Origin of the sequence: Paenibacillus sp. FSL R10-2199 (assembly GCF_038000235.1) — a bacterium.
Lineage (GTDB): Bacteria > Bacillota > Bacilli > Paenibacillales > Paenibacillaceae > Paenibacillus_AQ > Paenibacillus_AQ phytohabitans.
Window position 1 is genome coordinate 341,610 of record NZ_JBBOBO010000001.1, and the last position, 12,669, is coordinate 354,278.

Annotated in this window: 12 protein-coding genes; 5 read left to right on the forward strand and 7 right to left on the reverse strand. The window is 49.5% G+C overall.

Going from position 1 to position 12,669, the window contains the following annotated elements:
- Positions 1 to 156: 156 nt before the first annotated feature.
- Positions 157 to 921 (forward strand): TspO/MBR family protein, encoded by a 765-nt coding sequence (locus NYE33_RS01480; protein WP_341064512.1) that lies wholly within the window; start codon positions 157 to 159, stop codon positions 919 to 921.
- A 181-nt stretch (positions 922 to 1,102) separates the two neighbouring features.
- Here the strand turns inward: NYE33_RS01480 and NYE33_RS01485 are convergent, their stop codons facing one another.
- The 6 genes from NYE33_RS01485 to NYE33_RS01510 all read right to left on the reverse strand — a co-directional run bounded on the left by NYE33_RS01485 (position 1,103) and on the right by NYE33_RS01510 (position 5,767).
- Positions 1,103 to 1,483 carry a RidA family protein gene (locus NYE33_RS01485; RefSeq protein ID WP_336103527.1) on the reverse strand — a complete coding sequence of 127 codons (381 nt, stop codon included), beginning with the start codon at positions 1,481 to 1,483 and terminating at the stop codon, positions 1,103 to 1,105.
- A 108-nt stretch (positions 1,484 to 1,591) separates the two neighbouring features.
- Entirely contained in the window at positions 1,592 to 2,254 is a 663-nt protein-coding gene (locus tag NYE33_RS01490) for an oxidoreductase (protein WP_042133196.1), read from the reverse strand.
- 32 nt (positions 2,255 to 2,286) lie between these two features.
- Complete coding sequence (locus NYE33_RS01495) at positions 2,287 to 3,561, reverse strand: MFS transporter (protein WP_042133195.1); 1,275 nt, start codon at positions 3,559 to 3,561, stop codon at positions 2,287 to 2,289.
- A gap of 117 nt (positions 3,562 to 3,678) precedes the next feature.
- Positions 3,679 to 5,076 carry an ATP-binding protein gene (locus tag NYE33_RS01500; RefSeq protein ID WP_042133193.1) on the reverse strand — a complete coding sequence of 466 codons (1,398 nt, stop codon included), beginning with the start codon at positions 5,074 to 5,076 and terminating at the stop codon, positions 3,679 to 3,681.
- A gap of 159 nt (positions 5,077 to 5,235) precedes the next feature.
- Positions 5,236 to 5,502, reverse strand: coding sequence for a hypothetical protein (locus NYE33_RS01505; protein WP_042133191.1), 267 nt, complete (start codon positions 5,500 to 5,502; stop codon positions 5,236 to 5,238).
- 61 nt (positions 5,503 to 5,563) lie between these two features.
- Positions 5,564 to 5,767, reverse strand: coding sequence for a CsbD family protein (locus NYE33_RS01510; protein WP_042133189.1), 204 nt, complete (start codon positions 5,765 to 5,767; stop codon positions 5,564 to 5,566).
- Positions 5,768 to 6,249: 482 nt separating this feature from the next.
- On the opposite strand from NYE33_RS01510, the gene NYE33_RS01515 reads away from it, so the two are divergent.
- The 4 genes from NYE33_RS01515 (at position 6,250) to NYE33_RS01530 (ending at position 10,783) form a co-directional block, all read left to right on the forward strand.
- Positions 6,250 to 7,170, forward strand: coding sequence for a hypothetical protein (locus NYE33_RS01515; protein ID WP_042133188.1), 921 nt, complete (start codon positions 6,250 to 6,252; stop codon positions 7,168 to 7,170).
- 49 nt (positions 7,171 to 7,219) lie between these two features.
- Positions 7,220 to 9,097 carry an FAD-dependent oxidoreductase gene (locus NYE33_RS01520; protein WP_039309805.1) on the forward strand — a complete coding sequence of 626 codons (1,878 nt, stop codon included), beginning with the start codon at positions 7,220 to 7,222 and terminating at the stop codon, positions 9,095 to 9,097.
- A 237-nt stretch (positions 9,098 to 9,334) separates the two neighbouring features.
- Positions 9,335 to 9,784: a hypothetical protein gene (locus tag NYE33_RS01525; protein ID WP_039309806.1), complete on the forward strand. Its 450-nt coding sequence runs from the start codon at positions 9,335 to 9,337 to the stop codon at positions 9,782 to 9,784.
- Positions 9,785 to 9,802: 18 nt separating this feature from the next.
- Positions 9,803 to 10,783 (forward strand): polyprenyl synthetase family protein, encoded by a 981-nt coding sequence (locus NYE33_RS01530; protein WP_042133185.1) that lies wholly within the window; start codon positions 9,803 to 9,805, stop codon positions 10,781 to 10,783.
- Positions 10,784 to 11,778: 995 nt separating this feature from the next.
- Here NYE33_RS01530 and NYE33_RS01535 read toward each other — a convergent pair.
- Positions 11,779 to 12,663 (reverse strand): UbiA-like polyprenyltransferase, encoded by an 885-nt coding sequence (locus tag NYE33_RS01535; protein ID WP_042133181.1) that lies wholly within the window; start codon positions 12,661 to 12,663, stop codon positions 11,779 to 11,781.
- Positions 12,664 to 12,669 lie beyond the last annotated feature (6 nt).

Genomic DNA, 12,669 nt, shown 5'->3' on the forward strand with positions numbered 1-12,669 from the left:
ATTACCCCGAGCTTACGGAAAGCTATCCGTTAATTTCATGACCTGTTGGTCATTTTTTTGCCGGAGATAGTCTTAATTGCTGTTAAAGCGGGTATATTCAATGTAGGCCAAGGATAGGCAAGTACTAAATAACCTAACTTAGGGAGTGACAAGAACATGAGAAGAAGCAATCCTTATAAGTGGTGGAATCTGCTGCTGTACCTCGGCGTAATTGCCGTCAATACGCTGTCGGTTACGCTGCCGCTTGGCGGAAACAGTACGGGAGAAATTTCAGACAGATATCATACTTACCTTACACCGGCCGGCTACGCATTCTCCATCTGGTCTCTGATCTACCTGCTGCTCGCCGGGTTCATTATTTATCAGTTCCGCAGTGATACCGGAGGCAGAGATTCCGTGCAGCGTATAGGCATCTGGTTCATGCTCAGCTGTATATTTAATATGGGTTGGCTGTTCCTCTGGCATTATTTGTACATCGGGCTGTCGCTGGTTGTCATGGTGCTTATGCTGGTTTCACTGATCGTAATCTACCGCCGTACCCGCAGCATCCCGGACCCCACCTCCGGCGAGAAATGGCTGGTTAGACTGCCCTTCAGCATATATCTCGGCTGGATCTCTGTAGCTACCATCGTTAATGTCAGCATCGTGCTGGAGAAGAACAACTGGGACGGCTTCGGGCTATGCGATTCACTTTGGGCGGTGATCATGCTCTGCGTGGGTGCAGTGCTGGCCGTTATTGTGAGCTTCCCTCACCGGGACAGCCTTTATCCGCTCGTCTTCGTCTGGGCCTTCATTGCCATTGCTATTGAACAGAAGGATACAGATAATATTTTCTTCACCGGGCTGATTGCCGCCGGACTTCTGCTGCTCTACAGCATCTGGCTGCTGCTCACCCCGCCGCGTACCCGCAGCAGATATTAACGATACCGGTGAAAAGACATCAGGCTGTCCCGCTCCTGCAAGGGGACGGGGCAGCCTTTATCATTACCTGCTTACCGGCCGATTTCATTATTCCACACTAATCCGCAGCAAAAATCCCACGCACCTGCAAAGAGGTACATGGGATTCAGCCCGGCATTTCGGGTTCTATCTTCAGTAAAGCTTATTTCTTGCGTGCTACCGCTTCGATCTCAACAAGTGCATCCTTCGGCAGACGCGCCACTTCGACTGCGCTGCGGGCCGGATAAGGCTCAGTAAAGAAAGTGGCGTATACTTCATTAACGGCTGCGAAATCATTCATATCCTTCAGATATACCGTTGTTTTGACTACATGCTCCATAGATGCGCCGGCCTCTTCAAGAATGGCCTTCACATTGCTAAGTGACTGGCGCGCCTGTTCCTGCACATTGTCCGCCAATGCGGCCGTTTCCGGGTCCATGCCAAGCTGGCCGGAGGTGTATACCCAGTTGCCGGTAATAATTGCCTGGCTGTACGGTCCAATGGCCCCCGGGGCTTTGCTTGTTGCTACCTGCTTTTTACTCATGTCTCGCTCCTCCTGCTTGCTGTACGCGGCCAGCGGGCCGTTATGTACACATCATTTTAAGTCTCATTGTAAGTCCTGAGGTCTGCTTATTGCAAACCCTCTGAAGTTCTAGTGCTTGCCGATCACATGAATTACTTCATTGGTATAAATATGCACACCGCCTGTATCGGCAAGGGCAATATTCCTCATCGCCCGCGCCACCTTGGCAGCGGGGATTGCCCGGTACTTCGCAGCTTTGCCGACCATAGCGAAATCCAGCGCCTTCATGATTACGGAAGCGGTACGTTCTCCCAGCCTGAATTCTTCGCGGTCACCGAGCAGCAGCGAAGGCCGGAACAGATGTAAGCCGTGGAATCCGGCAGCAATCAACCCGTCCTCTGCCCGTCCCTTGGTCCGGCTATAGAAGTTGCGTGATTTTGCGTTCGCTCCCATAGAGGACACTGCCAGGAACTGCTTCACACCATAGTCCTTGGCTAGAGCCGCAGCAGCAAGCGGATAGTCCAGATCCACCTTCTCGAATTGCTCCTGTGAACCCGCCTGCTTAATCGTGGTTCCCAGACAGCAGAATACCGCATACACTCCTGCGAACTGCTCCTTATATTGCCCAAGCTGATCCCAGTCGATCTGGATCTGCCGAAGCTTCGCATGCTGCAGCTTCAGCGGCCGGCGGACAAGCACGCGGACTTCATCCCAGTCACCATTCAGTAAATCCTCTGTCAGGGCACTGCCCACCAGACCCGTAGCTCCCAGTACTAACGCAATTCTTGTCACCCTGATTGCCTCCCTTTCAGCAGATCCTCTTATTACTCATCCCGCAAAATACGCCGGCCCAGCAGCAGCGCCAAAGTGATCATCAGCGTCCCTACCACAAGCTGCATGCCGTACACCTGCGTCCATTCGGGCCAATTCTTAATCCATTCGTAGATGCGGCCGCCCAGCAGCGGACCGAAAAAGGCTGCCAGACCCGTGAGTGCCGCATACATAGCCATATACATCGGCCGTTCCTTCTTCGGCGTATCCCCGATAATGAAGTTGAAGGCCAGCTGGTTGAAGCCCCCCACGCCCATGCCAAATACAATATGCGCGGCAAACAGAACCGGCAGCATCGGCAATACGGACAGCAGGCCCCACATCAGCGAGGAGACTGCGATAATCGGCAGCGTCCAGAGCAGCAGCCGTTTGTTGCTGTACTTGGCGTTCAGATTCCCCCACACATAGAAGCTGCCCATCATGAAGATCGTCTGCGATACATTCAGCAGCGACAGCTTCTCATAATTGATATGAAGCAGCTGCAGCATCACATAGGAATACAGCGGCACGGTCAAATTCTGCAGCAGCAGCCATGCGGCCAGGAACAGCGTAGACTTCATAAACAGCTTATCGTGAAGCGGCTTCTTAAACATCGGCAGAAACTCTGTCTCTTCTGATTTCTCGAACGGGACATCAGGGTAGAAGAAGAACACAATAACATTGGAAAGCGAGAAAATCCATACGATAATATACAGGATAAGAAACCCGTGTCCGCCCGGATAACGGTCCAGAATAATGCCGCCTCCGTACATCACCAGGCTTCCAAGCGCATTAAGCAATGTATTACGGATGCCGAAATACCGGCCTCTGACCCGCGCTGGAACCAGGTCACTAATGACGGAGCTCCACAGCACGCCGCCTGCCGTATTGGCAATGAAAGCGATTGTATACATAACTATGAAAGCGGTAACCCAATACTCTTGCGGAAAAATGAACGGCACAAGACCGGTAGATCCCCAGAGCAGTCTGTGCAGGCCAATAAAAGTAACCATAGCCCATTTACGGCTCGGCAGCTTCTGGATCAGGAAAGCTACACCAATCTGTGCCACATTCACCAGGGTGGTAAGCGCCAGAACGAATCCGATCTGGCTGGAGCTCGCCCCTAAATATAACAGAAAGCCTGTCAGGAACTGCCCTTGCAGCAGCACCTGAAATATTGTGGCTGGTATCCCCTCAAAGGTAGCGATCTGCAGATTCTTACGATGTATCGAGGCCTTGCGGACTTCCTTGGAACGGTTCCGCAGGGGCCGGTTTCTCATGATGTTCATGGGGTGATAACACTCCTTTGATGCGGCTTTTGCTTCATTCTACTCCGCATCAATCTCCTGTCAATACACCGAAATCACAAATAAAGTTGGAGCCCGGAATCTGCCCATTCTCTGGGGTTAAAGCGGCAAATACAGGGAGAATAAGCTTCCCTGTCCCTCGCGGCTGTTCAAAGTAATGAACCCGCCAAGCAGTCTGGCCAGATCATTGCTGATTGACAAGCCCAGCCCTGTTCCGCCGTACTTGCGGCCGATGTTTGTATCCGCCTGCTCAAATGCCTCGAAGATCAGATCATGCTTCTCCGGCGGAATACCAATCCCGGTATCCTGCACCTCAAAGGCGACCCATTTCCGCGAGGAGAGCCCCTCTTGCCGTTCCACTACGCGGACATTCACCGATACACCGCCTGTCATAGTGAATTTGAAGGCATTTGAGAGCAGATTGCGGAGAATTTGCTGCACCCGCTGGGGATCCGTATGGATAACCCCCGGCATGTCTGCATCCAGTGAAATATCGAAGTCCAGCTGTTTCTGTTTGGCTACCACACTGAACTGCTGAAGGAGCAGATCAGGGATCTCACTGACATTGAAGTCTTCATTAATAATATCCAGCTTCCCGGCTTCTACCTTGGACAAGTCCAGAATATCATTAATAAGCGAGAGAAGGTCTTCACCCGAGCGGTGAATGATCCCGCCGTATTCTGCCAGCTCTTCCACACTCAGTTCATCTTCGCTTTCTTCAATTAGCTGGGACAGGTTAATGATACTGTTAAGCGGTGTTCTCAGTTCATGGGACATATTGGCCAGGAACTCCGACTTGAACTGCGAGGCAAGCATCAGCTGTTTGGCCCGCTCCTCCAGCACGATTTTATTCTTATGAAGCTCCTCCGTCTGCTCTGACAAAAGCTCATTCGCTCTAACAATCTGTCCGGTGCGCATCAGATCCAGCTGGAAGTCGCGGATAATCAGCGCAAACAGCACACTGAGAGCAAAGCCTGCCGGGAACGTGACCGGCAGAATATCCGTTATGTATTCCTGCGCCGGGATAACTCCAAATACCGTAATATTCAACGCATTCACTACATTTACCACCAGGACAGCAATCAGTCCCTTTTGGATCACAGAGGCAGAAGAACGCTGCATCCAGAGGCTCAGGCCGGCGCAGACAAAGCCGAGGATAGATAAATTCAGCACGCCTACCACAGCTGCTTCGGTAACCCCGAAGGTCAACCGCGTAAGCCCGGTGCCGACACCAATAATGATAAGAACCAGAGGCTGGGGATAAGCCAGTGTAGAAATAATAAGCGGCACAAACCGCAGGTCAAAAATCACATGCTCGTCCAGCCTGTATCCGAAAATTGTACTTACCCACCCGGCGAAGATCGCGAGCAGGACCCAGCTTACTTTTTTCACAGGTTCAGAAGCATAGGTCACCGTATGTTTGTATATTAAGTTTGCCAGATAAGACAATGTAATCAGCAAAGCGGTATTCACAAAAAATATTTTTACATATTCCATAGCCTCACTCCTGCAGCCAAAAATGATATAACAGCGATTATTATTTATACTATCATAGAGGAATGAAATCATGAAGCCACAGTGCTATGGCATATGTATAAGAGGTAGTCTTTCTAAACGCAGTCTCCCTTGTGCCTGTCCGCAGAAGAAGAGCGCAAATCAGATACGATTTGCGCTCTTCTTCTGCGGCGTGAACCAGGGTATCATTGCCTTCCAGCGCCTTTTGGGTACGGAAGCTCCGCCATTGCCGCCAAGCTGTATAACAGGTGCCTCATCCAGATCAACTTCGGCCGGCGTCCACGTCTCTGCTTCCGGCAGTATATAGTACCGGGGGTGGTAGGTGCTGATGGTATCTCCTTGCTGTGTCAGCACCCGGTCAGCATGTATCTCAATAATCCGGCCTGTAACGACGAGGGAATTATTCATAGACATCCGCCTCTCCCTGCATTTGTGATGATCTGATCTGAGGCCTGGCCATATTCTTCGTTTAGCTGCGGATCGACTGCTCCCAGTTGCGGTATTCCGCCTCTGCATCATCCTTGGAATGCCCGTAACGCTCCTGAAGCTTACCTACCAGTTTATCTTTTTCGCCGTCTATTACATCGAGGTCATCATCCGTCAGTTGGCCCCATTGCTTCTTGGCTTCACCTTTGATCTGCAACCATTTACCTTTTAGCACATTGTTGTCCATTACAAGCTCATCTCCTTAGCTGTCGGTTATTGTTGGCACAAGCTAATAATTCTCAGTGAATTATTACCCGTTGGCCCTTTGTGTGAATCCTAACCCCCGGGACAGGCCCCCATAATGGAACTGCAGCGCAAACCGCAAATAAAGTCATAGTTTGTCACATAATAGTCTTTTAAAAAGCTGTTCATATATTTTAAAATTTGATATACTTCAGAAGTAAATTTATTTATCATTTAAGTGATTATTTTCACATGAGTATTTCCCAGCTTGTGCTAGAATGCCATCGAACAAGAAACGAGATAATTAAATTTTTTCTTATTACCTGCCGATATATGTCGTATGCCTGCTACAAAAAGGGACCTAAGACCGATTCCAAAGTGACAAATGTCATTTATAAAGTGATTTTTATCACTTCCAATTACTATTAAAATGTTTTACATTTTAATATATATATTTTAAACTATTTTCTTGGAGGTCATATCAAAATGAAAAAAGCTTCTGTAATCTTGTCGAGCGCCCTGGTACTTGGCACTTTACTCGCGGGTTGTGGTAACAACAACAATGCGGGCAACGCTGCTGCAACTAATGCACCTGCTGCTGCGACCACTGCTCCTGCTGCTGACGCAACAAATGCTCCTGCAGCTAACGCTGGAACAGAAACAGGCAAATACCAAGACGGCACCTACTACGGAACAGTTGATGTTGATGCAGAAACTGGCTGGCAGACTTTCGTTCTGCTTACTGTAGAAGGCGGCAAAATCACCAAAGCTGACTGGAATGCTTTCAATACCAAAACAGCCGGCGATCTGAAGAAAAAAGTATCTGAAGACGGCAACTACGGTTTGGTTAAAATTGGCGGTGCTCAATCCGAATGGCATGAACAAGCAGCTAAAGCTGAAGCTTTCCTGATTGAAAAACAAGATCCGGCAGCACTCGCTTTCGATGCTGAAGGACATACTGACGCTGTATCCGGCGTATCTGTACATGTTAGTGACTTCGTAGGCGCTGCTCAAGCTGCTCTTGCTGCTGGTCCAGTACAAGTGGGTCCTTACAAAGACGGCGGTTACAAAGCTGAAGGCGAAATGGATGCTGAATCCGGCTGGAAATCCACTGTAGCTGTATCCGTTGCCGGCGGTAACGTTGTAGCTGTTAATTTCAGCGGCGTGAATGCTGCAGGCGATGATAAGAAACAATATTCTGTAGACGGTAAGTATGGAATGAAAGCTGGCGGCGCTTCTGCTGAATGGCACGAAGAAATCGCTCTTGCTGAGAAATACTTCCTTGAAAATAAAGGCGCAGCTCCTACCCTGGATGCTGAAGGCAAAACAGATGCAATTTCCGGCGTATCTATCCACGTTGGTGAATATTTCACACTGGCACAAAAAGCACTTGAAGGCGCGAAATAATTATTCGCTATCCTTTTGCAGCTAATCAGACGAATGAGGTGAGTTTCTCTTGAAGAAAATAGTCATTTTGGGCGGCGGCTACGGCGGCGTACTCACGGCTAAGAAACTGGCAAAGAAATTTAAGAACGACAAAGATGTAGAAATCAAACTGATCGACCGAAATCCATACCACACTCTCTTGACTGAGCTGCATGAGGTTTCTGCGAATCGCGCACCTGAGGATTCGATCAAAATTGACTTGAAGAAAATCTTTGCCGGCCTGAAAGTGGATGTTGTTCTCGACGAAATCAGCAACATTGATTTCAAGAACAAGAAGCTGAAATCCGACAAAGCTACCTATGCTTATGATTACCTGGTAATCGGCACAGGAAGTAAACCAACCTTCTTCGGAATTCCCGGAGCTGAAGAGAATACCTTCTCCTTCTGGTCTTATGACGATGCAGTTGCCCTGAAGCGTCAAATCCGCGACATGTACACCAAAGCTGCGAAGGAAAAGAATGCGGCAGTACGCCGTTCCATGCTGACCTTCGTAATCATCGGTGCCGGCTTCACTGGCGTCGAGCTGGTTGGTGAAATGGCTGAGCAACGTGAAGAACTGTGTAAGGAATTCTTCATTGATCCTTCCGAAGTAAGATTGATTGTAGCTGATATGGCTCCGAAGATTCTGCCTATCCTTCCAGAGAAGCTGATTCAGAAAGCCGAAGCCCGCCTGCGTAAGATGAATGTAGAAATTGTTACCGGCGCCAAAATCACCGAGGTAGGCACAGGTTCTGTAGCCCTCGGCGAAAAGAACATCGTGGATGCTCAGACTATCGTCTGGACGGCCGGTGTTGAAGGCTCCGAAATCGTTGGCAGTCTTGATGTTCAGCAGCAAGGCCGCAAACGTATTGTTACGAATGAACACCTTGAAAGTGTTGACCATAAGAACGTATACGTTGTAGGGGATAACATCTTCTTCATCCCTGAAGGCGAAGAACGTCCAGTTCCACAAATGGTTGAGAATGCTGAACAAGCTGCACCTGTTATCGCGGGCAATATTACTGCCGATATCAAGGGCACGCCTAAAAAAGCTTACAAACCAGGATTCCATGGCACCATGGTTTCGATCGGCAGCCGCTACGGTGTAGCGAACGTTGGTCTTCCGGGCAAATTCTTCATGCTGACCGGCTTCATGGCTATGCTGTCCAAACATTTCATCAATATGTTCTACCTGTCCCAGGTTGTGGGTTTCAACAAAGTATGGACTTACATGATGCACGAGTTCTTCCATGTTGAGAACCGCAAGAGCTTTGTCGGCGGATACTTCTCCAAGCGCTCGCCGAACTTCTGGCTCGTTCCGCTCCGTATGCTTTTGGGTGGTATGTGGCTATATGAAGGTATAGAGAAGATCAGAAAAATCTGGGTTGATCCCAATAAGATCTTCCTGATTCCTGCAGCTCCTTATGCAGATGCTACTTCTGCAGCCAGCGTGGCTGTGGATGCCGTTAAAGACACCGTAGATGCCCAATCTGCAGCTTCCGCAGTATCCACTGCCAAAGAAGCAGTATCGGCTTTGCCGGTTCCAGGTTTCATCTATGATATTTCTAACTGGTTCATGGATCTTATGTTCTACAACCCGGACGGTTCTTACACCTTCCTGGCTAAATGGTTCCAAATCGGCATGGTTTGTGCCGAAATCGTCTTCGGTGTTATGCTTATCGTTGGTTTGTTCACGGCTATTTCTTCCTTGGCTACTATAGGTATGGCGGTCATGATCTGGACCACCAAGATGGCAGCTACAGAAATGCTCTGGTACGTTGCGGCGGCTATTGCCTGCATCGGCGGATCAGGCAGCGTGTTCGGTCTGGATTACTATGTTCTTCCTTGGCTCAAGAAGCAGTGGAAGAGGATTCCACTCGTCCGGCGCTGGTATCTGTTTACCGACTGATCATACGGGTAACTTCTTAGTAAGTGTATAACTTATTACAGTGGCGGTGTATGCACATGCTGCGCTGCTGCAAGCTGAATATGATGTTCTTAAGAGTAATGTGTCCCTAGGACACATTACTCTCCTTGTTTAACAAGGTGAAAGCACATATCTGCATAAAGATGTACAGAATGGTTTTGTAGGGATAATCAGGGCTGTGGTTTCTTCCGGCAAAACCGACAAGAAGGAGAGAATCTTGTGAACAAAAAACTCATTGAAGATACATTCCGGATGCTTCAGGCTGAAATGTCCCCGATCGCCGGAATTCAGTTGTATCTCTCTCCGGCAGAATGCGAGCAATTGCTCTCGGTACTGGAACGCCATGATCTGGAATATGACCGCAAAGTCCATTTGCTAGGTATTTATACCATTCTTACCGTGGCTGCACAGCGCCATATGGAATGTGTCCCACATCATCCTGACCTGACCCGCAGCATTTTGGATGGAGATTACCTATACAGCTTTTACCTGCAGTTTGCAGTGAAATGCCGAGAGCTGGATCTGGTTGCTTATTTGGCTCCCTCAATCAAAAAAATGCAAATTGGACGGTCAAATGGAGATTTCACGGAACAGGATCCGGCCCAGGGGTTTGATGAATTCCTCATTCAGGAGCGCAGACAGCGAAGCCGCACAAGCAAAGCCATTTGACAGGTGGGAACACAAAAGATGAAGCTGCACGAAGCCTTGCATATTGATCTCAATGAAATTAACCGTGAAATTAAGAATTTGGTGACCCGCGATAAGGATGTTCCCAAAAAGTCGCTGCTGGCGCAGAGTATTCTTGAACTGACCGGCTCCGGCGGCAAACGGCTACGCCCGCTGATGGTCATAGTCGGCAGCCGGTTCGGACGCAAGCCGGCCGGACGCAGAACCCTGCAATTATCCGCAGCCGCTGAATTCATCCACGCCGCCTCATTGATTCATGATGATATTATTGACGACGCCGAACTGCGGCGGGGCGAGCCTGCGCTGCATACCAAGACCGGCATCCTATCCGCTGTGCATATCGGCAATTATATGTCCGCCCGCGTCATCGAGCTGCTAAGCAAGTATTCAGGTGATAAGAATCGTTACGTTCACGATCTGTCTTCTGTGGCCACTGCCCAGTTATGTCTGGGGGAATACCAGCAAATGGAGCATGCCTTTGATTACAACCTGACACTTGAGCAATACCTGGAGAAGTCCCGTAACAAAACAGCGCTGCTGATGGCTACCTGCCTGCGGGTAGGTGCACTATCCACAGAAAGCACCGAAGAAGTCGCCGATCTTCTCTATAATTTCGGCGAATCGCTCGGCATGTCATTCCAGATTCAGGATGACATCCTCGACTTCACCCAGTCGGCGGATGTGCTCGGCAAGCCCGCAGGTAGCGACCTGCGCCATGGCCAGGTTACCTTGCCTGTACTTTTCGCCCTGCAGGACCCTGAGCTTGCCCCAGTGATCCGCCGGATTGGCCCCTCTTCTTCTTCCGAAGAGGTTGCGCATGTCTTGGAGCTGGTAAAGAACAGCGACGCTCTGGCCCGCACAGAAGCTGTCAGCCAGGACTACCTGTCCAAGGCCGCAGCGATCGTGCAGCAGCTCTCCAGCTTCCCGGCACATGCCGATCTGGAGATCCTGCTGCAGTATTTCGCCGGACGTGACCGGTGAGCCTGAGCAGCCGTGCAGCAGGTTAACCACTGCACGCCATATCAATTTCTAAGTAAACGAGTCCTTTGGGGCTCGTTTTTTTGCTTTATGCGAACCCCCGCCTATATCCCAGCGATTTTCATGAAAATCCTGCACAGAATACAACATTTCCCTCATAAACCTGACTCAAATCCAAAATTTTTGTACAAAAGGCAACATTTCTCCTCTTCCGAGCCGCTTAACGGAACAATTGTTGTATTTCATACAACAATCCGTTCGAATACCCTACTATTAATGAATCAGAGTTGTAATACGTACAACATTATGCCCTTTCAGAGTTACTCAGGTACTTTATAGAGACCTAAACTATACAAGAACCCAGTAGGGTAGGATTCATTCGTGTTTTTTTGATGGATTATACTGTACGGTGCGCAGCAGAAATAGTTAAGCTGGGCATTAATTCTACCTGTATGATGTTGCTAAACAAGTGAACGCAGCAACGCGAACGTGAGCGTGTTTAGCTTAGTGGTTTTGCTTTTAGGTTTGCTTTTTAGGTTTGCTCTTGGGGGTTGTCTCTTGGGGTTATCCTTGGGGGTTGTCTCTTGGGGGTTGTCCTTGTGGTTTTCTCTCGCGGGTTTATCCTTGTGGGTTGTCCCTTGGGGGTTGTCTCACGGAGGCAAAAAGAAAAGCGCGAAGCCTAAGCTTATCGCGCTCTTTGCCGCCCGCCCCGCTGGGTAGGCTTGTTGTCTTTTTGAAGTTAATCTTGCCTGGGGAGAGGTTAGGACGGAACGGAGAGGAATTTTGGAACTGGAGAAGCGTCAGCGTTCGCCTGAAAGCTTTCCGTAGGAAAGCTCGCATCGGAAGCATACGCTAAGCTCGGATTCCTACCGCTCACAGTGGTTCTAATCAGGGAATCTGAGCTTAACAGCGACCGGAGGTCCAAATATTCATCGCAGTGCAGCATCCCAACCTCTACCGCGCGGCCGGCAGCCAGCCGCCAGCCGCGCCTCCGCAAACTAATTAACGTAAAAATAATCAATCAACGTACACAGCAATATCACCATACTGATCACCTGGTTCAAATTATAAGAGGCCACCTTCATCATCTTACGGTTCGAAGGTTTGATGATCTTGTGCTCTGTCATCAGCAGTAATGTAGCAATCCCGATGCCCACTAGATACATCCAGCCAAGATCACGCCAGAGGTACAGGAACAGCAGCAGCATAATCATAATGAAATGCAGCCCCTTGGAGATCCGCAGCGCGTTCTCCAGTCCGAAGAAGCTCGGAATGGACCATAAGCCATTTTTCCGGTCGAAATCGATGTCCTGGGTCCCGTAGATGATGTCAAAGCCGGCAATCCAGAGCATGACCACTGTTCCGATAACGAATGGAGTGAATGCAATATTCCCAGTTACAGCAAACCAGGCACCGATAGGCGCCGAAGCAATAACGAAACCCAGATACAGATGGCTCAGGAAGGTAAATCGCTTCGTGTACGAATAGCTCGAGATCAGCACGATGGCCACCGGAGACAGCAGCAGGCAGAGCAGATTCAGCATCCCGGATGCGACAATAAACAGCGCATAGTTGATGATGATGAACAGGATGACTTCCTTCTCAGCGATCAGACGCTGCGGCAGATGCCGGTGTGCGGTACGCGGATTATTGCCGTCAAAGGTACGGTCCACCAGGCGGTTGAACGCATTGGCCCCGTTACGTGCGCCGATTAGAGCGATCAGCCCCCACAGCATCATATGGCCGGAAGGCCAGCCTCCCGCCGCCCATACCATCGAGATGATGGCAAAAGGCAGGGAAAAGAGCGTATGGGAGAACATGACCAGCTCGCTGAACATTTTCAATTTAAGTGCCGTATGCTTAAAAGCATTAATGATAACCATAATGTT

Bases quoted from the DNA above. Each gene is read 5' to 3' on its own strand.
- NYE33_RS01485 (WP_336103527.1), bottom strand. From the start codon at position 1,483: ATGAGTAAAAAGCAGGTAGCAACAAGCAAAGCCCCGGGGGCCATTGGA.
- NYE33_RS01495 (WP_042133195.1), bottom strand. From the start codon at position 3,561: ATGAACATCATGAGAAACCGGCCCCTGCGGAACCGTTCCAAGGAAGTC.
- NYE33_RS01530 (WP_042133185.1), top strand. From the start codon at position 9,803: ATGAAGCTGCACGAAGCCTTGCATATTGATCTCAATGAAATTAACCGT.
- NYE33_RS01535 (WP_042133181.1), bottom strand. From the start codon at position 12,663: ATGGTTATCATTAATGCTTTTAAGCATACGGCACTTAAATTGAAAATG.
- NYE33_RS01480 (WP_341064512.1), top strand. From the start codon at position 157: ATGAGAAGAAGCAATCCTTATAAGTGGTGGAATCTGCTGCTGTACCTC.
- NYE33_RS01505 (WP_042133191.1), bottom strand. From the start codon at position 5,502: ATGAATAATTCCCTCGTCGTTACAGGCCGGATTATTGAGATACATGCT.
- NYE33_RS01510 (WP_042133189.1), bottom strand. From the start codon at position 5,767: ATGGACAACAATGTGCTAAAAGGTAAATGGTTGCAGATCAAAGGTGAA.
- NYE33_RS01500 (WP_042133193.1), bottom strand. From the start codon at position 5,076: ATGGAATATGTAAAAATATTTTTTGTGAATACCGCTTTGCTGATTACA.
- NYE33_RS01515 (WP_042133188.1), top strand. From the start codon at position 6,250: ATGAAAAAAGCTTCTGTAATCTTGTCGAGCGCCCTGGTACTTGGCACT.